The sequence below is a fragment of the Salinicoccus luteus DSM 17002 genome, from assembly GCF_000712035.1.
In the GTDB taxonomy this organism is placed as follows: Bacteria; Bacillota; Bacilli; order Staphylococcales; family Salinicoccaceae; genus Salinicoccus; species Salinicoccus luteus.
The window spans coordinates 353,131-376,458 of sequence record NZ_KL544008.1 but is presented as its reverse complement, the minus strand read 5'-3'; the positions used below and the strand labels follow the sequence as shown (position 1 = coordinate 376,458).

The window sequence follows — 23,328 nt, the reverse complement described above, 5'->3', positions numbered from 1 at the left end:
CTCTAGTCTGCTGGATCATTGGATGACAGGGTAAACTCGACTGCTTCCGCATCACCCAGTACAGTACCCGGCGCAATGGACTGTGACTCCACATATCCTTCGCCCTCTGTGGATACTTCCATATCCATGAATGCTCCAAACATGATTGCCTCGCGCTTGGATAGCCCCGTAAGGTCGGGCATTCTTGCTTCTCCTTCGGTTTTCACGAAGAAGGTTTCATATGGTAATAGTCTATCATTTTTTGGATGGTGGTCGATAATCTCTTCCCCATCGCCGATTACGATGGTCTGTATCGTATCTGCAGCTGCAGGAGCGGCTTCCGAAATGGTCTTGCCGGTGTAGTCACCGACTTCGGTGACTTCAGCCTCCTGACCTTCATCGGACTCCCCGACAGTCAGATACTTCAGCGTCCGTTCCATCAGTGGGTTGAATCCTGGCATGACGCCGATGTCCCATGTATCCTTCTTGTTCTTCGAAGCGAGCTTCACGCCATAGTAGACGATGACCTCAGGGTCATCTTCCGGAGCATAGCCGATGAAGGATGTCAGGAATTCGTATGGTCCGTCCATGTAGCCGCCCCCTTCCGGATCGATCACCTGGGCAGTTCCCGATTTCCCGGCAACTTCATAATCGTCCAGCTGATATTGTGGATTCCTTTCCATCGAACCGCCGACGAACGTATTGATCTCCTCCTGCGTCTTCCGGGCGGCTTCTTCCGATATCACCTGGCGCACGACGGATTCCTCGCCCTTATGGAGCACTTCACCCGTCTCGCTGTCCGTGATGGATTCGACTACATACGGCTTTTTCATCTTTCCGTCATTCAGTATCGCCGTCATGCCCTGAATCATCTGGATCGGGGTTACCGTCGATGTCTGTCCGAACGACGTCGTCTTGCGCTGCAGTTCGTCATCCCAGGCAATGGTGCCGGACTGCTCATTCGGAAATTCGGAACCCGTCGGTTCCCCGAAACCGAATTTCCGATAATAGTCGAGCATCGCATCTTCGCCTACCTTATCCTGCAGTATCATCATCAGGGCATTCGATGAATACTGCATGCCTTCGTTATAGGTGATCTCGCCCCAGCCTTCAGGCTCCCAGTCATAGATGGTATGGCCGTTGACGTCGAATGATCCGGATTCATATGTTGCATTTGGATCGTAGACGCCTGCATCAATCGCTGCAGCCAGGCCGAATACCTTGAAGGTCGAGCCCGGTTCGAAAGAATACTGGTACAGCATGTTGAGCCAGCTGTTGCCGAAGCCTTCCCTTGTCCTCGGATTGAACGATGGACGCTGACCGCTCGCCAGTATCTCACCGGTTTCGGCATCCGCAACGACAGCGAAAAGCTCCTCCGGCTCAAAATGCGCCTGCATCGTATCCAAGGAATCCTCGAGATAGAGCTGGATATTGGAATCGATGGTCAGCTTGATGTCCGCCCCGTCCTTCGGCGGTTCGACGCTGTCCGTGCCCGGCACGATGTAGCCCCACAGGTCTTTCGTGTAGTCCGTTGCACCGTCCTCCCCACGGAGCAGGTCATCATAGGCCCGCTCAAGGCCGAGCTGGCCAGCGAGCCCATCCGACTCTTCACCCTTTTCGGCATAGCCGATGAGGTGGGAGGCGAAGTCGCCGTTCGGATAGAAGCGCTTCGTTTCTGCTACAAAAACGAGGCCCGGAACTTCAGCATCCTCCAAAGTATTCTTCTGGTTGTAGGACAGGTCCCGTCCTTCCTTGCCGAGTTCCACCTGGAACCGCTCCTCTTCGATGCCCTCCTCAATCCGTTTCTGGATTTCGGAGGCTTCCATATCGATGACCTCAGCAAGCGCTTCGGCCGTCTGTTTTGGGTCGGTCACATGGTTCGGATAGTCGGAGTCCGTGATCAGTGCCAGACGGTATGCCTCCATATCGCTCGCCAGAACGTTGCCTTCCCTGTCCAGTATCTCACCGCGTTCACCCTCATTCACCGCAGTCCGGCTGAACTTGTCATGCCCATGCGCCACTAGATCCTCATCATCCAGTGTCTTGTTTATCATGAGATAGCTGAACTGCCAAAATATGCAAACAAAAAGCACTCCTATACCAAGGTAGATTAGGAGCGCACCAACAGATAGCGTTTTAGTTTTCTCACCAAGCCTGATTCTAATCCTTGCCATACTTCTCAGCAACCTTTACATTTCCATTGTCCAGATCGAGTCCGAGTTCATTGGCTTTTTCGTATATCCTGTCATAGGAGGCAAGATCGGTCACTTCCGTCTTCAGTTCGCTGATTTCGCCCTCCATGACGGCTATTTCGCTCTCGACCTGCATCTTCTCCGTCTGTAGCGAATAGGCTTCCATCTTCAGTGACAGCACATAGATCGCCACTGTGGCAATCACTGCGAACAGTATTAAGTATACAGCCGTTTCAAACTTCTTGAGTCCAACAACGCGACTGGCCTTCCTGGTCCCCTGGGCCGGGTCCTGTTCTGTCTGTGGACGCGGCAGGGTCTGATGATAGCGTTCTACTGCCATAATAACACTCCCTATTTTTGCTTCTCTGCGATTCTCAATTTTGCACTGCGCGCTCGTGGATTGCCTTCTATTGCCGCTTCGTCTGCAACAATCGGCTTCTTGTTGACCCGCTTCAGGATGGGCTCGTAGGCTTCGGGAATGATAGGCATGTTACGCGGGAGTTCAGGTCCGGATTCATACTCCACGAACATCTGCTTGCAGATCCTGTCTTCCAGGGAATGGAATGTGATTACAGATACCCTGCCCTTCCTGTTCAGAAGGCCGATGGCCTGCTCGAGGGAACGTTCGAATACCCCCAGTTCATCATTCACTGCAATTCTGAGCGCCTGGAAAACACGCTTGGCAGGATGCCCGCCCGTCCTTCTGAATTTGTGCGGAATCTGGGATTTTATGATTTCTGTCAGCTCAGTTGTCGTTTCTATCGGCTTCTCACTACGGACACGTTCGATTTCCCTTGCTATCTTTTTAGAGAACTTCTCTTCACCATATCTGAAGAAGATGCCCACCAGCTGCTCATAAGTGTATGTATTGACGATCTCATGGGCATCAAGCGACTGGCTCTGGTCCATCCTCATGTCGAGCCTGGCTTCCTTGGAATGGCTGAATCCCCTTTCGGTCATATCCAGCTGGGGACTGGAAACGCCCAGATCATATAGTATGCCATCCACTCCCGTGACGCCCCGGCTGGACAGTTCTTCCTTCAAGTGTTCAAAGTTGGAGTGTATAAGCGTGAGGTTTTCAATACCTTCAAATCTTTCCTGTGCGTTCTGAATCGCCCAGCTATCCTGATCAAATGCGTACAGGTGTCCTGTTGTCAATTGTTCAAGGATATAGGCACTATGCCCTCCGCCACCGAGTGTGGCATCGACATAGATGCCGTCTGGACGGATATTCAGCCCGTCCACTGTTTCTTCCAATAGAACGGTGTCGTGCCTGAACATATCCTCACATCCTATAAGTCAAAGTCAATTAGCTCTTCTGCTATATCTTCATAATGGGATTCCGATTCTTCATAGAAGTTCTCCCACTTTTCTGTACTCCATATTTCAATCCTGTGCGAGACACCGATGACTGTACATTCCTTCGTCAGGTCGGCGTACTCCCTCAAGTTCGTTGGTATATTGATTCTTCCCTGCTTGTCCACTTCGACTTCGGTGGCACCTGAAAAGAACATTCTCATGAACTTTCTGGCATCCTTTTTCGTCAGTGGCAGGGCACTCATCCTATTCTCTATCTGTGCCCATTCTTCCAATGTATAGCCAAACAGGCACTGATCAAGGCCCCGGGTGATGATGAACTGTCCATTCAGGGCATCCCTGAACTTGCTTGGTACAATCAAGCGCCCTTTCGCATCGAGCTGATGCTTGAATTCTCCCATGAACATCCAATCACCTCGCCTATACAAATAATTTACCACATCTCCCCACTCTGTACCACAAATTATATGCTATCCAGTGAATTTAATTATCCGGACAGAAAAAAAGACAGCTTTCATATCCAATGAAAGCCGTCTTCATGCTAGACACCCTTGATGATGGTGAGCTGTGTTGTATAGGACAGGGCGGAAGGGGCGATTCCGGGAAACATCCATGGGTGGTAGACACGCTCCTGAAGGTTGCCACCCGGCAGAATCCGCTCCGCCACCTCTTCAAGATCATTCAGCTGGTGCCGGAGTGTCCGCCTGACTTCCAGCTGATACCTCCGCTTCAGGTAGTCGAACTGCTTGCGATGCGCCTTCAGGTTGGCATCGATCAGATGGAGGTGTTTCTTGCGGTCTGCCGCTTCCCCCGCTGCTGCATAATCGCTCTCGAGCCTTTCCTGTATGTCATCCACTTCCTCGAGGAACGATGCGTCCGTCGCATCCTCAACCAGACTTTTCTTCCTGTGCTCCACATCCTCATGGAGCCTTGCCGAGACTTCAAGATTATATTTGTCCATAAGCTTGCGCAGCCTCATGTCCTCATGGATGATTTCCATCCGTTTCACTACGATTGGCATGGGGATATCCATATCGCGGAAGACCGCATGGAGCTCCCCCCAATACTTCACTTCTGCGCCGCCTCCGGCAAAGATGAGTGTATTGAAGAGCATCTCCTGCATGAGTGGGCGTGTAACGACATTATTGCTGAATGTTTCCGGTGTTTCCTCAAGCCTCATAAGCAGTTCTTCTTTGGAAACCGCCCCCCCGTCCGTGGCGAATCTGCCGTCTTCATGCACGAGCAATGTCCTGTTCTCCTCCGAACCGGTAAACAGATGGACATTCGTATCCGTCTCTATCATCGGTGGGAGGTTGCATGCGGTGCCGAACGCCTTCTGGCCGCTTCGGAACGCACTGTCGATTTCCTCATGGCGTTCAATCATGGTACTGAACATCGGTACTTCGAGTGCGCGCACTGCACTGCTGTGGGCATTGAAGATGAGCAGTCCCTCCTCCTTGAATGCATCATGGACGAGTGCATGGAAAAGGTCGGTCCAGTACTCATGCCTGTCGATCATCTCGACGATGCTTGCCTTTTTGCTGTTCAAGAATCCAGAGTCCCCACATTCCTCGATGACCGCCTCCAGGGTTGTTTTCATCTCCTCACGGTCATACTTATAGAAACCGAGGCTCATCGGCACAGTCAGATTTGGCTTGTAGGCGATCTTCCTACGTCTCCTGTGCATCTTGTCATAGACATGGGTGTGGTTCACTTCATCAAAGTCATGGTCCTCCCCTGCGATCCAGAATACGGGAACCGCTTCGTATCCGTGGTTCTCCCTGACTTCTTCTGCCAGTACAAGCAGTGTGATGATCTTGTGTACGATGTAGCTTGGACTCATGAACAGGCCGGCCTGCTGTCCGCCAATGATCACCCGGTTGCCCTGTCTGAACCTTTCAAGGTTCTCGCGCTGTGCTCCACTCAGGCCGTAGCGCGACATTTCATCCTCAATGATATCGGCAAGCGCCGCAGTGTGGGCGTGTGCAGGCCTGTGCCATACCTTCTCCAGGCTCTCCTCGTCATAGGAGAGATTTTCATAGAATGCAAGTGTTTCTTTATCTCTACCTGTAAAGCGTTGTGTAAATTCATCCTGTCCGAAATTCAAACATTCAATTTCCATAATTCGTCTCCTTCTTCGGGGGTGTTAATCAAATTATAAATATTATAAACATATAAAACAATTGAACGGTTTTGAAGATGTATACTATAATGAAATCAAAGGAGAGAGTAAAATGTCAGAAGTGAAACATTTAGCAATCAATTACAAGACAGCAGAGGATTTCAAGAAGTTCCGTGAATATGGTGCGCAGGAACTCCAGATGGTCAAGGAGCTCGAGAGCAACATGATCGATGCCGATATCGACTCCCCCTTCTACGGGATCTATGTCGGGGATACCCTCGCTGCACGCATGTGCCTGTACCGCAAGGAGGACGAGCATGCGCCGATCTTCGACCCGCCGCATGACTACATGGTCATCTGGAAACTCGAAGTGCTCGAAAAGTACCGGGGCCGCGGCTTCGGCAGCAAGATGATCGACTACGCCAAAAGCTATGGCATACCGATCAAGGCGGTCAGCCGTCAGAACTCACGCGGATTTTTCGAAAGGCATGGCTTCGAGCAGCTGAAATACGACATCGAACGCGATATGTCCGAAGACCCGCTGATCTGGTATCCGGAAGGCTATGTACTCAACTAGCCGCATGCACCATACAAATAAAAAAGTCGCTGGTGGAATCATTCCACCAGCGACTTTTTTCATCGCATCAATTAGTTTGCTGCGACATCTTCACCTTTATAGCTGCCGCATTCTTTACATACACGATGGGAAAGTTTCATTTCTCCACAGTTTGGGCATTCCACCATACCAGGCACTGAAAGCTTCAGGTGCGTACGGCGTTTTCTTTTGCGTGTAATTGAGGTTCTTCTTTTTGGTACTGCCATTTCTATTCCTCCTTATTCTCACTGTCGTCTAGCAGCGATTTCAACTTTGCCAGTCTCGGATCCACGTCCTCTTCCTCCTGCGTCAACTCCTCTTCGGTGATGACGGACCATTCCTTGCCGCCGGTCAGCGCTTCATCACTCTTCGTGATGACGAATGGAATGTTGACAACAATCAGTTCGCGGACAACGGGCTCCAGATCCAAAGTGTGGGTCACTGGATGAACATTTTCAGCCAGTTCGTCGTCTTCGCCCGCCTCTTCATCGAATATTTCATTCGATTCGATGTGAAGGGGTACTTCTATATCTTCGGAAGTACGGCTATCGAGCATATTAACCACTGTATCTATCATAAGATCGACCGAAATCTGGCGATTCCGGACATGGATTTCTCCCTCTACAGAAGTTTCCTCGATGGAGGTTACATCCTTGCGGTCTGTGATCTCTCCGAACTGGACCTTTTCATTTACAGCGATTGATTCCTGATTAAACTTTTTAAGCTGTGTTAATGACCATCTCATATAGTTTTCACCTCTTATGAGCACAAAAAACATTGTACCTTCAACAAGGTTTTCTGTCAAGTTTTTTTCTTAACACCATGCATTATTCAGCAGGCGATTTCTGTTACAATATCATTGAAGAGAAAGGAGCCGTTAATGATGATTATTACATCTTTGATTACCGAATACAATCCCTTCCACAACGGGCATATCCATCACATTGAAGCATCACGGCGGCTGACGGGGGCAGATGTCGTCATCGCCATAATGTCGGGGAGCTTCACCCAGCGCGGGGAGATTGCCGTCACCGACAAGTTCACCCGTGCCGAAGCCGCCATCCGTCATGTGGACCTCGTGGTGGAGCTGCCCCTCCTCAACGCCATCAGCTTTGCCGATGATTTCGCCATGGGCGGCGTGCACATCGCCGAACTCCTCGGCAGCGACCATATCGTCTTCGGCAGCGAATCCGGTGACATCGATACACTCAAGGATGTCCATTCGAAGCTGAAGGACACCGATATCCAGTCCCGCATGGAGGCCTATATGAAAAAGGGGTACAGCTATCCCCGTGCCATCAATGCATCCATACAGTCGGACGTCTTCGGGGGAGCGAACAATACGCTCGGCCTTGCCTATATCCGGGCGATTGAGGAGATCGGATCCGGCATCATCCCGCTGACCATTCCGCGCCTTGGGAACCGGTACAGTGAAACGACGCTGTCACAGTCCCGCTTCTCCAGTGCCACCAGTCTCCGGGAAGCCCTCCGTGAAGGACGGGTGGAAGCTGCTGCACGATATATGCCGCGGGAACTCGCTGAAAACATCAACGCATCAGGCCCCCTCTCCAACGAAGATCTGTTCGCCACGCTGAAGCTCCTGATCCAGCGCAGCTCGGCAGAAGACCTCCGCCGCATATACATGATGACCGAGGGCATCGAGCACAGACTGCTCGCCAAGATAAGGGACCATCATTCCTACAGTGCATTCATCGGCAGCGTCAAGACGAAGCGGTACACTTGGACCCGGCTGAACCGCCTGATGATCTATATCCTGCTGAACATCACCACATCGCGCATGGACGGCTACGCCATGAAGGATGCCGTCAGGGTGCTGGCGATGAACCGGACCGGTCAGTCCTTCCTGAAGACACTGCCGGAAGACCTCCCTGTCATCACCAATGTCAACAGTACGAACCGGCATCATGTTGAGGATGAAGTCATGGCAACGGACATCCACAACATCTTCAGCCGTTCCAAAAGGAATGACTATAATACCCCGGTCATCATTGCAGATTAAACTTCCGTTTCAGCGCCTCTTCAACAAGCGGCGGCACAACATCCTCTATTTTGCCGCCGTACTTTGCAACCTCTTTTACGATTGAGGAAGAGATGAATGAATAGTTGTTGTTCGTCATCATATATATCGTCTCTATGGAACTGTTGAGCTTGCGGTTCATGGATGTAAGCTGCATTTCATATTCAAAGTCACTTACAGCACGCAGCCCCCTGACGATGGCTTCCGCCCCCACTTCCTCACAGAAGTCGATCAGAAGGCCATTGAAGCTCCTCACTTCGACGTTCGGGTATCTTTCGCTCACCTGTCTGATCAGTTCCACCCGCTCTTCCGGGGTGAAGAGCCCCTCCTTCGAAGAGTTCTTCAGGACAGAGACATAGACTGTATCGAATATTTTGCTTGCACGTTCAATGATATCAAGGTGTCCATATGTGATGGGATCGAAACTTCCCGGACACACTGCAATTCTACCCATTGTATCCCTCTCCTCCTTTCTTCAATATATTCACACGGACGGTACCATATGTCACATCCTTGATGCTTGTGTGACTATGTATCGGATATTTCTCATCCTTGTGGGTCTCTACGACGATCCGTCCACCGTCTTCGAGTATGTTCAGGTCTTCGATCAATCCGATTGCCTTCCCCGCCATGCCTTTATGGTAGGGTGGATCCAGAAAGATCAGGCTGAATCTTTTGTCACGTTTTGCCATGGCTTTCAGTGCGCGCCGGTAGTCATTGCGGAAGATCTCCACGGGTTCATCAATGTCTTCTGTATTCTCCCTGATGATGGCTATGGCGTCCTTTGCACCATCTATAAACATAGCATGAGTCGCCCCCCGACTCAATGCTTCGATGCCAAGTCCCCCGCTTCCTGCAAAAAGGTCGAGGACGCCCCCTTCCACATCGCCCAGAATATTGAATATGTTCTCCCTGACCTTGTCGGTCGTCGGGCGGGTGTCGTTCGATTTCAATGTTGCAAGTTTCTTCGATTTGTATTTTCCACTGATTATTCTCATGGAGAACCCACTTTCTTTCCTTTCACGGTTGGTTTAGAATATTGGATGGGAGTTGATAATCATGCAAAAATTCATCACGCTCGGAGAGGGCCACGGCGACCTGTTCGAACTGGAGGCACTGATCGAACACAATGCTTCAAGAATAGACAGGGGGATCTTCCTGCATACAGCAGACGGTCCATCCACTTTTCTTCTGATCATGTCGCCCGTACGCGGCAATTTCCAGGCCGTCTACACTATATACCAGGGCATCCTCCACAAGGAAGGCACGGGACGGAAATACACTCTGATCCAGGAATGGTGCAGAGCCGGCGATATACCTGTCGTCGAGTTCTCCACGCGCGACCCTGAAGACTTCTATGAGCGGGAGCAGTTCTACCAGTACATAACAGGCGTGTTGCGTCTGAACCACCTGATACCTCCGATGACCTGAAATTAGATGACGCGGTAGTCCTTCGATTCGAAATTCTCGGTGCCGTATTCCCTCTTGATATTCGGATATTCCGAAACCAGAACATCGCTGACATACTTCAGTCCATTCAGCGCTTCCATGGTTTGAGGGAGGTCCGATTCGTATATATATAGTAATAAGTACTTCTTTTCCTTATTGACGTATATGAGGTGGCCGTAGCGTTTCAATTGTCGTATGAATTTATTTTGTTTAAAATAAATGTATATGCCAATACGTTTCTCAAGCATATTAACCCACCTTATATAATTTTATAGAGTTATGATACCATGGAAATGGGAAGTTTTAAATGAAACTATAATTGGAGGCAGACTAACTATGAAAAAGTGTACTAAAAGCCTTTTGACCGCAATTGGTGTCACAGGTGGACTGATCGGTGGACTATGGATCGGTACCAAGGTCACATCCGAGCCCGCAATCAGGGACATCAAACCGTATTTCAGACACCGCTCCCCCTACATCTTCGCCCATCGCGGAGGACTGGGGCTTGCACCCGAACATACGATAGCCGCCTTTGACAAGGCAAGCAAGTTTGATGTGGACGGATTTGAAATTGATATCCGCATGACGAAGGATGAGGAGATTGTAGTCTTCCATGATGCATATGTCGACCGCACCTCCAACGGCGCCGGACGCGTCAGCAACCTGACGCTTGCTGAACTCAGGGAGCTCGACTTCGGCTACCATTTCAGGGATGCAGAAGGCAGCCATCCCTACCGGGGCTCCGAGGATGCAAAAATCGTCACACTCAGGGAACTGATCGAGAAATATCCCGACAAGCTCATCAACATCGATATCAAGGATGACCCGAATTCCTATGAGGGCAGCCTCATTCCAAGTCTCCTCTATCGTCTGATTGATGAACTCGGTGTGGAAGAGCGTGTCCTCGTCACAAGCTTCTACGATTCGCAGATCGACCGTTTCCACCTCTACTCCGGCGATGATATCGCACTCGGAGCGGGCGAAGACCAGGTCAGAAATGCCTACGTTGCATATGCATCCGGGTTCAAGCACCTATTCAGCCCGAAAGCTGATACTTTCCAGATTCCACCAAGATACAACAATATTCCACTGGATAAGGAAGGATTCATCGACTACCTGCAGAGCCTGAACGTTGCAGTCGGATACTGGGTAATCAACGAAATGGACAAGATGGATGAACTGATCCAGAAAGGTGCCCACACAATCGTGACCGACTATCCGGACATCAGCCATCACCTGATGAAAGAACGCTACTAGACGTGCAAAAAAGGTTCCCGCTCCAAATGGTGATTTGGAGCGGGAACCTTTTTATTCTTCAGCCCGCGGTCTGACAGCCGCAGCTGCCTCCCGTAGCACAACCACCGGAATCCGAAGACACCGAGAAGAACGGGTTACTGCTGACCACGTTGACATGAGTGCTGACACTGGTACTGACATGGTAGAGCACCTCATCCAGCATCTCCTGAAGCTGGTATTCGGCCCTTCTGTATTCCATGATGACGGGATGCATGTCCAACTTCTTCTTGAACTGGTTGATCTCCCGCCGCTTGGTACTGAAGTCGGGATGATATTTCCCGAACCTCTGCACCTCTTCAAAATCCGACTTCAGCCGGGTGAAATGATCTATGAGTCCTGCCACTTCCTCGTCCTTCTCAAGAAGTGTCCGGTATTTGCAATAATGCCTGTAGGCTTCGGTCTGCCTTATCTTTTCATTTAAGGCATCGATCTGATCGAGAATTTCCAGTTCTGTTTCTGTAACCATATACAACACCTCTCATCTCATAGTATCACATACATGCCAATTTCATCCACCAGCATTTTCGGTTCTCAAATACTATTTGCAACTGTGCAAGGAATAGATTAAAATTAAAGTAATGGAAAAATGCTTAGGGAGGAAATTTCATGGTTTTCGAAAACTCTACTCTTGAGACGATGCTCGTTTCTCAGGATATACTGCAAGATGTAATGAACAAGAACGGACTGGTCCTCGGTGGTTCATGGGACTATGAACGGATGACCTTCGACTATAAGTACGAAGTGCCTGAAGGCATCTACTACCTGCGCGTACCAGGATATGCTGTCGAAGGCGATGTGGGTGCAAAAAATGCCATCATCCAACTGATGGATCCCTACATGGGCAAGCACTACTATCCGACAGGCATCGAGTATGGAAGCGATGAACACTTCCCTGAACGTATTGTCGATCACGCGGTACAGAAGATCAGGGCGGTTGCCCAGGATCTGAAAGCACTGACCAGCTAGATAACCAATCAAAAAGAGCGGCTCACAAATGTGAGCCGCTCTTTTTCTATCCCTGTAGGATCGCTTTGATCAATGATGTAGTTTCGCCACCCGGATAGAGGACATACAGAAGGACGTAGACCATCACACCAGTGATTGCCGTACCAAACCAGATCGTCGATGCCCAAGGTGCTATCTTCCTGTGCCTGACAAGCTTCTCCTTCTGTCCGAGGTATACCTGGACACCTCCGAGGACACCACCAGTCGTCGCCAGGATGATATGGAATATCAGAAACACCGTATAATACGGCACCAGTGCATCCGGGCCACCGAAAGCCGTATTTCCGATGAATACCGTTCTGGATGCATAGATGATGAAGAAGATCAGGGCGCTGAGCGCTGCAAGCGTCATCATTTTGCGGTGTGTTTCAACCTGTCCATTCTTCACTTTGGCAATTCCGATTGCCATGAAAATAGCACTGATCACGATGAATAATGTACTGAGGGTCGGTAAAATATGCACAGTCAGATTCTCCTAACTTCTTTATCTGTATTGGTTGAATAGTTCTTTTTGCAGGCGTGCTTCCTCAACGGAACGGCGTGTCACTTCATCTTCATCCTTGCGCTCATTGCGATACCAGTTGAAGAAGATATGGGCGAGCATGAAACCGAAGAAGACTTCCTGGAGCACTTTCATTATGATGCCACCCGTCTGCTGGTCCATGATTGGAGTCGTATTCGTAAAGTATTCAGGACCCGAGATGAGGCCCTGTCCTTTCAGTCCATCCAGCACACCGGAAGGTACACACAGTTCCATGGCGGCGAGCCATGCGTCTCCATCCGTATATGTCCGATACAATGGATCTCCTGCAAAGATGATCAGTCCGCATGCCGGTGTCAGCAGTGCACCGATACCGAATATATATAGTAGTTTGAAGAGACCGCCCATATGCTTCTCCTGTGGCTCCACCCTATTGAAGATCGGATAGAACATCAACAGTGCCAGTGCAAACAGCAGGACGTTGAATGCCGAATGCAGCATACCGCTCTGCTTCAGAAAGTCCAATACGACCGGCAGGTGATATATCGAGAAGATGCCATTGAACAGAATCAGCGGTATCAGCGGTTTTTTTGCGATCGCAAAAAACTGTCTCACAACAGGCAGTCCGACAAAATATTTCCATAGATATTCCGGTATGGCGAAATACATGAGCGGTGCAATCAGCAGAAATACGACGGCCATCTGCAGCATGTGGAAGCTGAAGAGTATATGACTCAGAACATCGACCGGAGATCCATACATGGCATAAAGCAGTATCATGCTCGTCAGGAAGACCATGGCCTCCTTATTGCGCAGGGGCCGGCCACCTTCAAAATCAGCATACCATTTCTTCGTAATAAGGAAATAGGCAACCGTCAGAAGGACGACGAACGCCAGAAAGAATGGGCTCCAGTTGGCGATGAACCCGAATATTGATATAGATGACAAGTTTTCCATTTAGAATCATCCCTTTATAAAATCACTTACCTCAAGTATAGAATCCGGTGCCCCATTGGGCAAGACCTGACCTTGACAATATGATGACAAAACAAAGACCGGCACATTTTGTGCCGGTCTTCATACTGACTTAGATCGGAGAACCGATCCAGACAATATAGATGAATGTTACGATGAACGACAGGGCGAAAAACATGCCCGTCATCATGAACAGTTTGGCGAACTCATGTCCCTTATCCTTCATGTGCATGAAGTAGAAGAACTGCAGGATGACCTGAACGAATGCCAATCCAATAACTACAGGGATGACAAAACTTGCATCGATGTCCATTGCTACCATACCAAATGCGATGAAGGTGAAGAAAATCATAAGCCCAAAGGAGACGACCTGTTGGCGCATCTCCTTCGTGCGCTCACGGCGTACATACTCAAGCTTCTTCTTTGACATTGGTTCCTGTTTTATTTCTGCCATATTACAACACTCCCAGCAAGTAAACTATTGTGAAGATGAATACCCACACAACGTCGATGAAGTGCCAGTACAGTGCTGCAGTGTTTACTTTCGCAGCAGTGTATACGGAGAGGCCACGCTTGGCATTACGGATGATCAGCAACGTTATCCATACAAGACCGATTACCACGTGGAACCCGTGGGTACCGAGCAGGAAGTAGAAGGCACTTCCGAATGCACTCGATCTGAAGGTATGTCCAAGGTGGGTATACTCGATGAATTCATAGATCTCAAGAGCCAGGAAGCCAAGGCCGAGGAGAACGGTGATACCGAGCCAGAGCTGCATTTTTGCAAAATTGTTGTTTCTCATGTGATAGACCGCATAGACACTTGTAAGTGATGATGTCAAAAGGAACATCGTCATGACGAATGCAAGCGGCAGTGCGAAGAGATCGGCCGCCAGCAGATGGTCATCTGACGGTACTGAATCCTTCAGAGCAAGATAGGTCGCAAAGAGGGAGGCGAACAGTGCAGTCTCACCTGCAAGGAAGATCCAGAAACCGACAAACTTGTTTTTCCCTTCCATCGTTGCGGTTTCGGGATGTGCAGGCCATCTTTCACTTGGTACGTTATACTCCATGTGAGCCATTAATTCTCCCTCCTTTGTTCTTCTTCTTCAAGATCTCTTAAAACTTCTTCTTTTGTTACATAGTATCCAAGGTCGTCTTTGAGGGAGCGTGTAATCATTGAACCGAATGTGATAGCCAGTCCAAGGATGAGAACCCATAGCGCCCATGGATGCTGCGGCAGATCGGCTACTGCATCGATTGCCCACTCTTTGCCGGAGGCGAAGTACAGCGCACCGAAGGCAGCCACGAACAGGCCGAATGACAGTACGAATGGGATGAATGAGTTGTTCGGCATATGGAAATCTTCCAGAGATTCTGCCGGCATCATCTTGCCATTGTTCGCTTTCTTTTCGATCCAGTATGCATCAAGTCCACGTACAAGCGGTGTCTGTGCGAAGTTGTAGTATGGTACTGGAAGTGGCAGGGACCATTCGAGCGTACGTCCGTCACCCCATGGATCGCGGCCCACTCTCTGGTTCTTCGCAAGTGTCATGATGATGTTTATGACAAGGATGATTACAGCAATGGCCATCAGCAGTGCCCCGATGGACGAAACAATGTTCGCGGTGTTATATCCCTGCCCGTCCAGATACGTGAATACACGTCTTGGCATTCCCCATAGACCAAGGAAGTGCTGGATCAGGAATGTCGTATGGAATCCGATTACGAATAGGACGAATGTAATCTTTCCGAGCTTCTCGCTGAGCATATTGCCGAACATCAGCGGCCAGTAGTAGTGCAGTCCTGCCAGAAGGCCGAACACGACACCACCCACGATGACATAGTGGAAGTGCGCAACGATGAAGTATGAATCATGGTACTGGTAGTCGGCTGGCGCAGCGGCCTGCATGACACCTGTCACCCCACCCATCGTAAATGACGGGATGAATGCGAGGGCATAGAGCATCGGCGTCGTGAACTCGATGCTTCCGCCCCACACGGTGGCGACCCAGTTGAATATCTTGATACCCGTCGGTACGGCGATTGCCATTGTGGCCACCGCAAAGATTGCGTTCGCCGTCGGTCCAAGACCGACTGTGAACATGTGGTGCGCCCATACCATGAATCCGAAGAATCCGATCAGTACGGTCGCAAACACCATTGCCGAGTAACCGAATAGGCGCTTACGTGAGAACGTTGAAAAAATCTCTGAGAAGATACCGAATGCCGGAAGGATCAGAATGTATACTTCCGGGTGACCGAAAATCCAGAACAGGTGCTCCCAGATGATTGTGTTTCCTCCAGTTTCTACAAGGAAGAAGCTGGAACCGAACATGCGGTCGAACATCAGCAGGAAAATGCCGATTGTAAGCGGTGGGAATGCAAACACGATAAGTACTGAAGCCACGAGCGTCGTCCATGTCATCAGCGGCATTCTCATATATGTCATGCCCGGTGCTCTCATATTGATGATTGTCGTTACAAAGTTGATACCTGAAATCAGTGTACCTGCACCGGTGATCTGAAGACCGAGTGCATAAAAGTCGATGCCGTGTCCGGCGGATGCAATTGACAGTGAAGCATAGCTCGTCCAGCCAGCATCAGGGGCGCCTCCGAGGAACCATGAAAGGTTCAGGAAGATACCACCGAAGATGAACAGCCATACACCGAGTGCATTCAGGAATGGAAAGGCAACGTCACGCGCTCCGATCTGGAGTGGGACCGTCGCGTTCATGAATGCAAAGAGCAGCGGCATGGCTGCCAGGAATATCATCGTCGTACCGTGCATCGTGATTACTTCGTTGAACAGTCCTGCAGAGAGGAAGTCATTGTTTGGTACAGCAAGCTGAATTCTGATCAGCATCGCTTCGATACCACCAAGAACGAAGAAGAAACCACCAGCAATCAAGTACAGTATTGCTATTTTCTTATGGTCTACTGTAGTCAGGTAATCCCAGAGTACAGAACCGACACCTTGCTTTTTAGCTGTGGATGCCATTACTAGTTACCTCCTTCTTCAGATTCTGAGGATTCTTCTTCAGAACCTTCAGCGCCTTCTTCAGCGCTTTCCCTTAACGTTTCTACATCGCCTGCGCCTTCCTCGATCTTAAGTTCCATCAGGTAGGCAGCGACAGCGTCAATCTCCTCGTCTGTCAGGTCATACTGGCCTGTCATGTTGTTATCCGGCTTGTAGGATTCAGGGTCCTTGATCCAGTTGACCAGGTTCTCCTCATTATGCTCCATATAGCCAGCAATCAGGTCACGGTCTCCGAAGTTCGTGAGGTTGGGACCTTGTGCTTCTGCACCAGTTGGAGTGACTGCGTGACAGCCGATACATGAATTATTGAAGATTTCCTGACCTTCTGCTGCATCTTCTGCAGATGCCTGTACAGGCTCTTCGATGTTCTTCATGTCTGCAAGCCACTGGTCATATTCCTCTTCAGGCAGCGCTTTTACCTTGAAGTCCATCAGTGCGTGTGATGGACCGCAAAGCTCCGCACATTTACCATAGAACAGGCGGTTGGAATTCTGTGCATCTTCGTCGTTGAATTCAAGATAGAAACTGTTGATTCCGTCGACGTTGGTATCCAGCTTACCGCCGGCTGCAGGGACCCAGAATGAGTGTTTCACGTCTGCGCCTTTGAGATTGAAGTATACTTTCTTGTCGGTAGGAACGACGAGTTCCTGTGAAGTGACGACCCCTTCATTCGGATATTCGAATTCCCACCAGTATTGGTTCGCCGTCACATTGATGACTGTTTCTTCGCTGTTCACTCCACCTTCTTCATTCTCCATTGCCTGTGTATCTGCCTGTTTGAATGTCAGGTAGATGGTTGGCACGGCCAGGATGATAAGTAAAAGAATCGGGATTGTAGTCCAGATTATTTCCAATGTATGATTCCCGGCAACATCCCTGGGCTCGAAATCTTCACCCAGGTTCTTTCTGCGACTTTTTACGATAGCTACAGTAAAGATGATGGAGACAACTATCACCACAAATACCATTATGATGATGGAAAGCAACATCAGATTGAACTGTTCCTGTCCCACTTCACCAGCTGGCTTCAAAGTGCTGAGATGATTCTTGCCACAGCCTGAAGCAAATACAGCCAGGAGGGTGATGAGTCCAAACCATTTGGCATTCATCCAACGATTTTTCATTTAAATAGACCTCTCTTTCATTCTTAAGCTTTAGAAATTCCCTAATAGGCCAGCAACAATAATCATTACAAAGAATATGATAATGTAATTTAACGAGAAGACAAATACCTTGCCGGCATGACGGTTATCGTCTTCGACCGGACGGAACTTGTTGAACGAAATGACGAGCCATATTATGTTCAATGCAGTTGCCAGAACTACGAACCACATTCCAAGCTCCGTCATCATGATCGGGGTAAAGAGAAGCAGTGACACCCAGAAGACAATTGATATCCTCGTGCGGTGATTCCCTTTCACGGAAGGTAGCATGGGCACTCCTGCCTCGCTGTATTCATCGCTCCGCCTGATTGCCAATGCGTAGAAGTGTGGTGGCTGCCACAAGAACATTACGATGAACATCGCCCAGGCCAGAATATGAAGATTCGGGTCAATCACGGCCCAGCCGATAAGCGGCGGCATAGCTCCGGGAATTGCACCGATGATCGTATTCGACAGCAGATGACGTTTCGCAAATATCGAGTAGATCACTGCATAGCCAAAAGCAGCAATCAGTCCCAATGTGCCGGCTGTCGGGTTGATCGAGAACAGCAGTATCTCTCCGATGATCAGAAAACTGTAGCCGATCAGCAGAATATCCCGACCGGAAAAAGTGCCATCTACACTCGGCCTCGATTGTTTCGATGCCATCACGGAGTCGATATCGCGGTCATAGTAGTTGTTCAATGCTGCAACGCCTCCTATGACAAGCCCGGTTGCCACAACCATCATCAACAGAAGTGGAACATTGGAGAAGAAAGATTGGTTGTGGTACATTACAGCAAGAAAACCCGCGGCAAAAGCCGGAACCAGGTTTGACTTGATGATACCATCCTTGACCAGTGTCTTCACTGCCTTGAAGGTGATTCCCTTACTGTCATGATGCACATCATTCCCATATACATCACTTTGCATCCATACGCCTCCTTTCACCACAAACACATTTACAGATAATAATAAATTAAAAATGACACATTTACTATACATTTCTGAAATAAAATCGTTACATTTTATATTGTTCAAAAATTGTTCATTAATGTGCCACAATCTCAATCCCCATGTGATTTATACTGGGAATAGTTGTTTGTTGTACATTTAGATTCTACCATATATTCAGGAATTGTTAAGGGTAATCCGGCATATTGATGATTGCCCGGACCCGTCCTTTCATATATATTGGTATTCTGTGGCTACATACAGTATAAGAACTATTGAGGTGTTACCATTGTATAAAAATTTAAAGATACTAGCCGTCATCACGACACTCATGATGGTTTTCGTACAGATCGGTGGCGCCCTGGTAACCAAAACAGGTTCGGCCGATGGCTGCGGACAATCATGGCCCCTGTGCCATGGACAGGTCATCCCCAGTTCATGGCCGATAGAAACCATAATCGAACTCGCACACCGTGGTGTCTCGGGTCTTGCCATCATACTCGTTGGCGTTGTGAGCTGGCTTTCGCTCAAGCTGCTCTCCCATAAGAAGGAAACACGCTTCCTCGTCGCGATGAGCATCGGCTTCATACTCGCACAGGCACTGATTGGTGCAGGAGCTGTCTTGTGGGGTCAGAACGACTTCATACTCGCTGCACACTTCGGCATCTCCCTGATCAGTTTTGCCGCTGTCTTCCTACTTACCCTGCTCGTATTCGAAGTCGATCAGAAGTTTGAAGCGCAGAAACTCATCATCAGACCCTACCTGAGGTATCACACGATATTTCTTACCATCTACATCTATCTCGTGGTCTACAGCGGTGCGCTCGTCAGACATACAGACTCTTCGCTGGCCTGCCTGGACTGGCCGCATTGCGGCCCAGGTCAACTGTGGGCAGGGAACTTCTACCAGTGGGTGCAGATGAGCCACCGGGTACTTGCAGGCATCATCGTAATCTGGATCTTCATCATCCTGATGCACGTCCTCAAAAATTATAACCAGTACAGGATACTCAAATATGGCTGGATAATTGCATTCGTACTCGTGCTGCTCCAGGCCCTGACGGGCATGCTGAGCGTACTTACACTAGTAAACATCTTCATCGCCCTGCTCCATGCCCTGTTCATCACCCTCCTCTTCGGCCTGCTGTGCTACTTCATCCTGCTGCTGTCGAGAGCCAAATAAACAACCCCACACCTCGTGTGGGGTTGTTTTATTTATGCCTTCTCCACGGTCATCATGAGATCCATTGATTGAACTTTGTCGCCGGCATCCACAAACACTTCGGATACCTTTCCGTCGAATGGCGCCTTGACCGAATTCTCCATTTTCATGGCTTCCGTAATGATGATGACTTCGCCCTTCTTGAACGTATCGCCCACCTTGTACTTTACAGTACTTACAGTACCCGGCATCTGAGCGCCGATGTCACCGATTGCAGCCGGATCCGCCTTCCTTAGGCGTGCCGTTGCGGACTCGACACTTTCATCATTGATGTAGACTTTTCTAGGGAAGCCGTTCAGTTCGAAGTACATCCAGCGGAATCCATCTTCATGGACGTGTCCGATGGAGAGCAGATTGACAATCAGGGTTTTGCCTTTGTCGATCTCAATCTCAAGCACTTCGTTCTTTCTCATTCCGAAGAGGAATGTCGGTGTATCCAGAACTTCGACATTGCCGAATTTGTTGTTGGTAGCGATGAATTCCTTGAACACTTTCGGATAGAGCGCATAGGAGAGCACATCCTTGTCAGTGATCTTGTGTTCGCAGAATGCAGACATCTCCTCTCTGAGTTCATTGAAATCGATCGGCTCGAGCACTTTTCCTGCACGTTCGGTCAATGGTTCGCTGCCCTTCAGAACCACTTTCTGCAGTTCTGTGTTGAATCCTGTGACTGGTTTTCCGATTTCGCCCTTGAAGAAGCTTACGACGGAATCCGGGAAGTCCAGATGTTCACCGCGTTCGATGACACTCTCTTCATCGAGATCATTCTGTACCATGAACAGAGCCATATCCCCGACGACCTTGGAGGATGGTGTCACTTTGACGATATCACCGAACAGCATGTTCACTTTCTGGTACATCTTCTTCACTTCACCATAACGGTCTCCAAGACCGAGGGACTTCGCCTGGCTGAACAGGTTGGAATACTGGCCGCCCGGCATTTCATGCTTGTAAATTTCCGTGTTCGGACTCTTGATGTCGCTCTCGAAGTCCACATAGTACTTTCTGACATCCTCCCAATACTCGCTGAGACGCTCCAGGCCGTCTATATCGGCACGCACCTTGCGCTTCTGGCCACTCTGGGCATAGTAGAGGCTGTTGGCACTTGGCTGTGATGTCAGACCGCTGAGCGCACCGAGGGCTGTATCCACGACATCCACTCCTGCTTCGATGGCCTTATGGTACATCAGCACACCATTTCCGCTTGTATCATGCGTATGGAGATGGATCGGAATGTCCACCGCCGCCTTCAGTTCACCAATCAGTTCATATGCCGCCTGCGGCTTCAGTAGGCCGGCCATATCCTTGATTGCCAGTATATGGACACCTTCTGCCTCGAGTGCTTTCGCCATCTTCTTGTAGTACTCGATCGTATAGACATCGGAACGTTTCGGATCGAGGATATCCCCCGTATAACAGATGGCACCTTCTGCCACTTTGCCCGTCTTCAGCACCGCTTCAATCGGCTGCTTCATTGCTTCCATCCAGTTGAGGGAATCGAATATCCTGAATACGTCGATGCCGGCCTCGGCACTCTCCTGGACGAATTTTTCGACGACGTTATCCGGATAGTTCTTGTAGCCGACCGCATTGGATGCTCGGAGCAGCATCTGGAAGAGGACGTTTGGAATCTCCTTGCGGAGCACTTCGAGTCTTCTCCATGGGTCCTCCTTCAGGAAGTTGTAGGCCACATCGAATGTCGCCCCGCCCCACATTTCGAGCGAGAAGGCGTCTTTGAGGTCATGGGCCGTATATGGCGCAATCTTCTTCATGTCATACGTACGGATGCGTGTAGTCAACAGGGACTGGTGCGCATCGCGCATCGTCGTATCTGTAATCAGCGCATCATCCTGTGCCTTCAGCCATTTCGACAGGCCTTCCGGGCCTTCACGGTCCAGGATCTGCTTCGTCCCATCTTCAATGACCGGCTCATAGTCCGGCATCCTTGGCGGATCGAAATGCGGCTTCTGACGCTTCTCGACACCCGGGAAGCCATTCACCGTGATTGTGGAAATGTACTCCAGCGTCTTCGTTCCCCGGTCCTTCGGCTTTTCAAATTCAAACAGGGACGGCGTCGTATCAATGAACTTCGTTGAATAGTCACCCTTTTGGAAGTCCTTGTCGCTGATGACATTGATCAGGAACTGGAGGTTCGTCTTGATGCCGCGGATCCGCATCTCCTTCAGGCTGCGGATCATCTTCTCATTCGCATCCTTGTATGTCAGACCGTGGGTCGACAACTTTACAAGCAGGGAATCGTAGTACGGGGAGATGACGGCGCCCTGGAATCCGTCTCCGGCATCCAGCCGGACGCCGAACCCACCGCTTGAGCGGTAGGCCATGATTTCACCCGTATCCGGCATGAAGTCATTCAAAGGATCCTCAGTCGTGATACGGCACTGTACCGCATAGCCCATCAGAGGAACATCCTCCTGTTGCGGCAGGTTGATGACTTCGCCGAAAAGCGTGTTGCCGTCGGCAATCTGGATCTGCGTCTTGACAATATCCACACCAGTGACCATTTCGGTAATCGTGTGCTCGACCTGTACACGCGGATTGACTTCGATGAAGAAGAATTCATCATTTGCCACCAGGAACTCGACCGTTCCTGCATTAACATAACCGACCTGCTGGGCCATATCCTTGGCAGCTTCGCAGATTTCCATGCGCAGTTCATCCGAGAGTCCCACTGAAGGCGCAACTTCCACCACTTTCTGATGACGTCTCTGCACTGAACAGTCACGCTCGTAAAGGTGAAGAATGTTCCCTTCGGTATCTCCAAGAACCTGGACTTCTATATGCTTCGGCCTGTCGATGAACTTCTCGAGATAGACCTCACTATTGCCGAAAGATTTGGATGCTTCACTTTTGGCACGGTCATAGCTGTCCCTGACATCATCATTTTCATCGACGATGCGCATGCCTTTGCCGCCACCGCCGGAAATGGCTTTGATGATGATCGGAAATCCATGCTTTTCGATGAATGCCTCCACTTCTTCAAATGACTGGACTGCCCCGTCCGTCCCCGGAATGACGGGCAGACCTGTAGAGATTGCCGTCTCACGGGCCTTCACCTTATCTCCGAACATGTCCAGATGGCGCAGTTCAGGACCGATGAAGATGATGCCCTCCTCTTCGCAGCGTCTTGCAAATTCCATATTCTCACTCAGGAAACCGTAGCCCGGGTGGATTGCATCTACGCCTGCATCCTTAGCGACCTTGATGATCGCTTCTATATTCAAATAGCTTTCCGTCGGTGAAAGATCTTCGCCGACAAGATAGGCTTCGTCTGCTTTATATCTATGTAAAGCACCTTTGTCTTCATTACTATAGATCGCCACAGTCGTAATATCGAGCTCTGTACACGCCCGGAAAATGCGGATAGCAATTTCTCCCCTGTTGGCGACGAGCAACTTATTGATCTTATTCATAGTGTTCCTCCTTTGCTATAATTATCAATTATAATAAATATTCAAAAAATATACAATAATATTAATAATTAAAAAGTGTATTCATACTTT

At 49.5% G+C, this 23,328-nt stretch carries 25 protein-coding genes; 6 read left to right on the top strand and 19 right to left on the bottom strand.

Annotation, left to right across the window (positions count from 1 at the left end):
* Positions 1 to 2 precede the first annotated feature (2 nt).
* The 5 genes from BO53_RS0111750 to bshC all read right to left on the bottom strand — a co-directional run bounded on the left by BO53_RS0111750 (position 3) and on the right by bshC (position 5,610).
* Entirely contained in the window at positions 3 to 2,153 is a 2,151-nt protein-coding gene (locus tag BO53_RS0111750; RefSeq protein WP_031548426.1) for a penicillin-binding transpeptidase domain-containing protein, read from the bottom strand.
* Positions 2,140 to 2,511 (bottom strand): cell division protein FtsL, encoded by a 372-nt coding sequence (ftsL, locus tag BO53_RS0111745; protein WP_031548425.1) that lies wholly within the window; start codon positions 2,509 to 2,511, stop codon positions 2,140 to 2,142. The genes BO53_RS0111750 and ftsL overlap by 14 nt, the downstream gene beginning before the upstream one ends.
* Positions 2,512 to 2,522: 11 nt before the next feature.
* Entirely contained in the window at positions 2,523 to 3,452 is a 930-nt protein-coding gene (gene rsmH / locus BO53_RS0111740; RefSeq protein WP_031548424.1) for a 16S rRNA (cytosine(1402)-N(4))-methyltransferase RsmH, read from the bottom strand.
* A gap of 11 nt (positions 3,453 to 3,463) precedes the next feature.
* Entirely contained in the window at positions 3,464 to 3,895 is a 432-nt protein-coding gene (gene mraZ / locus BO53_RS0111735; protein WP_031548423.1) for a division/cell wall cluster transcriptional repressor MraZ, read from the bottom strand.
* Positions 3,896 to 4,029: 134 nt separating this feature from the next.
* Positions 4,030 to 5,610 carry a bacillithiol biosynthesis cysteine-adding enzyme BshC gene (bshC, locus tag BO53_RS0111730; RefSeq protein WP_031548422.1) on the bottom strand — a complete coding sequence of 527 codons (1,581 nt, stop codon included), beginning with the start codon at positions 5,608 to 5,610 and terminating at the stop codon, positions 4,030 to 4,032.
* Positions 5,611 to 5,722: 112 nt separating this feature from the next.
* On the opposite strand from bshC, the gene BO53_RS0111725 reads away from it, so the two are divergent.
* The gene (locus tag BO53_RS0111725; protein WP_031548421.1) at positions 5,723 to 6,187 is read left to right on the top strand and encodes an N-acetyltransferase; all 465 of its coding nucleotides are present in this window, start codon (positions 5,723 to 5,725) and stop codon (positions 6,185 to 6,187) included.
* 71 nt (positions 6,188 to 6,258) lie between these two features.
* Here BO53_RS0111725 and rpmF read toward each other — a convergent pair whose 3' ends face one another.
* The gene (rpmF, locus tag BO53_RS0111720) at positions 6,259 to 6,432 is read right to left on the bottom strand and encodes a 50S ribosomal protein L32 (RefSeq protein ID WP_031548420.1); all 174 of its coding nucleotides are present in this window, start codon (positions 6,430 to 6,432) and stop codon (positions 6,259 to 6,261) included.
* Positions 6,433 to 6,434: 2 nt separating this feature from the next.
* Entirely contained in the window at positions 6,435 to 6,950 is a 516-nt protein-coding gene (locus tag BO53_RS0111715; RefSeq protein ID WP_031548419.1) for a YceD family protein, read from the bottom strand.
* 135 nt (positions 6,951 to 7,085) lie between these two features.
* Between BO53_RS0111715 and BO53_RS0111710 the strand changes: the two genes are divergently transcribed.
* Complete coding sequence (locus BO53_RS0111710; RefSeq protein WP_245608238.1) at positions 7,086 to 8,225, top strand: nucleotidyltransferase; 1,140 nt, start codon at positions 7,086 to 7,088, stop codon at positions 8,223 to 8,225.
* Here the strand turns inward: BO53_RS0111710 and coaD are convergent.
* Positions 8,212 to 8,697: a pantetheine-phosphate adenylyltransferase gene (gene coaD, locus BO53_RS0111705; RefSeq protein ID WP_031548417.1), complete on the bottom strand. Its 486-nt coding sequence runs from the start codon at positions 8,695 to 8,697 to the stop codon at positions 8,212 to 8,214. The genes BO53_RS0111710 and coaD overlap by 14 nt on opposite strands.
* Positions 8,690 to 9,241 (bottom strand): 16S rRNA (guanine(966)-N(2))-methyltransferase RsmD, encoded by a 552-nt coding sequence (gene rsmD / locus BO53_RS13495; protein ID WP_037342198.1) that lies wholly within the window; start codon positions 9,239 to 9,241, stop codon positions 8,690 to 8,692. Before rsmD ends, coaD begins: the two co-directional genes overlap by 8 nt.
* Positions 9,242 to 9,302: 61 nt before the next feature.
* On the opposite strand from rsmD, the gene BO53_RS0111695 reads away from it, so the two are divergent.
* Positions 9,303 to 9,674 (top strand): DUF7147 family protein, encoded by a 372-nt coding sequence (locus tag BO53_RS0111695; RefSeq protein WP_031548415.1) that lies wholly within the window; start codon positions 9,303 to 9,305, stop codon positions 9,672 to 9,674.
* Between the two features lie 2 nt (positions 9,675 to 9,676).
* Here the strand turns inward: BO53_RS0111695 and BO53_RS0111690 are convergent, their stop codons facing one another.
* On the bottom strand, positions 9,677 to 9,940 hold the full coding sequence (locus tag BO53_RS0111690) for a DUF2129 domain-containing protein (protein ID WP_031548413.1): 264 nt from the start codon (positions 9,938 to 9,940) through the stop codon (positions 9,677 to 9,679).
* Positions 9,941 to 10,028: 88 nt separating this feature from the next.
* On the opposite strand from BO53_RS0111690, the gene BO53_RS0111685 reads away from it, so the two are divergent.
* Positions 10,029 to 10,949 (top strand): glycerophosphodiester phosphodiesterase family protein, encoded by a 921-nt coding sequence (locus BO53_RS0111685; protein ID WP_031548411.1) that lies wholly within the window; start codon positions 10,029 to 10,031, stop codon positions 10,947 to 10,949.
* A 58-nt stretch (positions 10,950 to 11,007) separates the two neighbouring features.
* Here BO53_RS0111685 and BO53_RS0111680 read toward each other — a convergent pair whose 3' ends face one another.
* A complete protein-coding gene (locus BO53_RS0111680; RefSeq protein ID WP_031548409.1) occupies positions 11,008 to 11,454 on the bottom strand; it encodes a YlbF/YmcA family competence regulator in 447 nt (148 codons plus the stop codon).
* 140 nt (positions 11,455 to 11,594) lie between these two features.
* Here BO53_RS0111680 and BO53_RS0111675 point away from each other — a divergent pair, with 140 nt between their 5' ends.
* Positions 11,595 to 11,954 carry a YugN family protein gene (locus tag BO53_RS0111675; RefSeq protein WP_031548407.1) on the top strand — a complete coding sequence of 120 codons (360 nt, stop codon included), beginning with the start codon at positions 11,595 to 11,597 and terminating at the stop codon, positions 11,952 to 11,954.
* A 46-nt stretch (positions 11,955 to 12,000) separates the two neighbouring features.
* Here BO53_RS0111675 and BO53_RS0111670 read toward each other — a convergent pair whose 3' ends face one another.
* The 7 genes from BO53_RS0111670 to cyoE form a co-directional block, all read right to left on the bottom strand.
* Complete coding sequence (locus BO53_RS0111670; RefSeq protein ID WP_031548405.1) at positions 12,001 to 12,462, bottom strand: DUF420 domain-containing protein; 462 nt, start codon at positions 12,460 to 12,462, stop codon at positions 12,001 to 12,003.
* A 15-nt stretch (positions 12,463 to 12,477) separates the two neighbouring features.
* The gene (ctaG, locus tag BO53_RS0111665) at positions 12,478 to 13,431 is read right to left on the bottom strand and encodes a cytochrome c oxidase assembly factor CtaG (protein WP_031548403.1); all 954 of its coding nucleotides are present in this window, start codon (positions 13,429 to 13,431) and stop codon (positions 12,478 to 12,480) included.
* A 130-nt stretch (positions 13,432 to 13,561) separates the two neighbouring features.
* Positions 13,562 to 13,903 (bottom strand): cytochrome C oxidase subunit IV family protein, encoded by a 342-nt coding sequence (locus BO53_RS0111660; RefSeq protein WP_031548401.1) that lies wholly within the window; start codon positions 13,901 to 13,903, stop codon positions 13,562 to 13,564.
* 1 nt (position 13,904) lies between these two features.
* Positions 13,905 to 14,531 (bottom strand): cytochrome c oxidase subunit 3, encoded by a 627-nt coding sequence (locus BO53_RS0111655; RefSeq protein ID WP_031548399.1) that lies wholly within the window; start codon positions 14,529 to 14,531, stop codon positions 13,905 to 13,907.
* Complete coding sequence (locus BO53_RS0111650) at positions 14,531 to 16,450, bottom strand: cytochrome c oxidase subunit I (protein WP_031548397.1); 1,920 nt, start codon at positions 16,448 to 16,450, stop codon at positions 14,531 to 14,533. Before BO53_RS0111650 ends, BO53_RS0111655 begins: the two co-directional genes overlap by 1 nt.
* A 2-nt stretch (positions 16,451 to 16,452) precedes the next feature.
* Complete coding sequence (coxB, locus tag BO53_RS0111645; RefSeq protein ID WP_031548395.1) at positions 16,453 to 17,613, bottom strand: cytochrome c oxidase subunit II; 1,161 nt, start codon at positions 17,611 to 17,613, stop codon at positions 16,453 to 16,455.
* A 30-nt stretch (positions 17,614 to 17,643) separates the two neighbouring features.
* Positions 17,644 to 18,564 carry a heme o synthase gene (cyoE, locus tag BO53_RS0111640; RefSeq protein ID WP_031548393.1) on the bottom strand — a complete coding sequence of 307 codons (921 nt, stop codon included), beginning with the start codon at positions 18,562 to 18,564 and terminating at the stop codon, positions 17,644 to 17,646.
* 310 nt (positions 18,565 to 18,874) lie between these two features.
* On the opposite strand from cyoE, the gene BO53_RS0111635 reads away from it, so the two are divergent.
* Positions 18,875 to 19,768: a COX15/CtaA family protein gene (locus BO53_RS0111635; protein WP_031548391.1), complete on the top strand. Its 894-nt coding sequence runs from the start codon at positions 18,875 to 18,877 to the stop codon at positions 19,766 to 19,768.
* 32 nt (positions 19,769 to 19,800) lie between these two features.
* On the opposite strand, the gene BO53_RS0111630 is transcribed toward BO53_RS0111635, so the two are convergent.
* Positions 19,801 to 23,238 carry a pyruvate carboxylase gene (locus BO53_RS0111630; RefSeq protein ID WP_031548389.1) on the bottom strand — a complete coding sequence of 1,146 codons (3,438 nt, stop codon included), beginning with the start codon at positions 23,236 to 23,238 and terminating at the stop codon, positions 19,801 to 19,803.
* Positions 23,239 to 23,328: the final 90 nt, after the last annotated feature.

Coding starts and splice junctions, on each gene's coding strand:
- BO53_RS0111690 (WP_031548413.1), bottom strand. CDS start 9,940: ATGCTTGAGAAACGTATTGGCATATACATTTATTTTAAACAAAATAAA.
- BO53_RS0111655 (WP_031548399.1), bottom strand. CDS start 14,531: ATGGCTCACATGGAGTATAACGTACCAAGTGAAAGATGGCCTGCACAT.
- BO53_RS0111650 (WP_031548397.1), bottom strand. CDS start 16,450: ATGGCATCCACAGCTAAAAAGCAAGGTGTCGGTTCTGTACTCTGGGAT.
- BO53_RS0111715 (WP_031548419.1), bottom strand. CDS start 6,950: ATGAGATGGTCATTAACACAGCTTAAAAAGTTTAATCAGGAATCAATC.
- ftsL (WP_031548425.1), bottom strand. CDS start 2,511: ATGGCAGTAGAACGCTATCATCAGACCCTGCCGCGTCCACAGACAGAA.
- rpmF (WP_031548420.1), bottom strand. CDS start 6,432: ATGGCAGTACCAAAAAGAAGAACCTCAATTACACGCAAAAGAAAACGC.
- BO53_RS0111695 (WP_031548415.1), top strand. CDS start 9,303: ATGCAAAAATTCATCACGCTCGGAGAGGGCCACGGCGACCTGTTCGAA.
- coxB (WP_031548395.1), bottom strand. CDS start 17,613: ATGAAAAATCGTTGGATGAATGCCAAATGGTTTGGACTCATCACCCTC.
- coaD (WP_031548417.1), bottom strand. CDS start 8,697: ATGGGTAGAATTGCAGTGTGTCCGGGAAGTTTCGATCCCATCACATAT.
- mraZ (WP_031548423.1), bottom strand. CDS start 3,895: ATGTTCATGGGAGAATTCAAGCATCAGCTCGATGCGAAAGGGCGCTTG.
- BO53_RS0111630 (WP_031548389.1), bottom strand. CDS start 23,238: ATGAATAAGATCAATAAGTTGCTCGTCGCCAACAGGGGAGAAATTGCT.
- BO53_RS0111725 (WP_031548421.1), top strand. CDS start 5,723: ATGTCAGAAGTGAAACATTTAGCAATCAATTACAAGACAGCAGAGGAT.
- BO53_RS0111685 (WP_031548411.1), top strand. CDS start 10,029: ATGAAAAAGTGTACTAAAAGCCTTTTGACCGCAATTGGTGTCACAGGT.
- ctaG (WP_031548403.1), bottom strand. CDS start 13,431: ATGGAAAACTTGTCATCTATATCAATATTCGGGTTCATCGCCAACTGG.
- rsmD (WP_037342198.1), bottom strand. CDS start 9,241: ATGAGAATAATCAGTGGAAAATACAAATCGAAGAAACTTGCAACATTG.
- rsmH (WP_031548424.1), bottom strand. CDS start 3,452: ATGTTCAGGCACGACACCGTTCTATTGGAAGAAACAGTGGACGGGCTG.
- cyoE (WP_031548393.1), bottom strand. CDS start 18,564: ATGCAAAGTGATGTATATGGGAATGATGTGCATCATGACAGTAAGGGA.
- BO53_RS0111680 (WP_031548409.1), bottom strand. CDS start 11,454: ATGGTTACAGAAACAGAACTGGAAATTCTCGATCAGATCGATGCCTTA.
- bshC (WP_031548422.1), bottom strand. CDS start 5,610: ATGGAAATTGAATGTTTGAATTTCGGACAGGATGAATTTACACAACGC.
- BO53_RS0111660 (WP_031548401.1), bottom strand. CDS start 13,903: ATGGCAGAAATAAAACAGGAACCAATGTCAAAGAAGAAGCTTGAGTAT.
- BO53_RS0111710 (WP_245608238.1), top strand. CDS start 7,086: ATGATGATTATTACATCTTTGATTACCGAATACAATCCCTTCCACAAC.
- BO53_RS0111750 (WP_031548426.1), bottom strand. CDS start 2,153: ATGGCAAGGATTAGAATCAGGCTTGGTGAGAAAACTAAAACGCTATCT.
- BO53_RS0111675 (WP_031548407.1), top strand. CDS start 11,595: ATGGTTTTCGAAAACTCTACTCTTGAGACGATGCTCGTTTCTCAGGAT.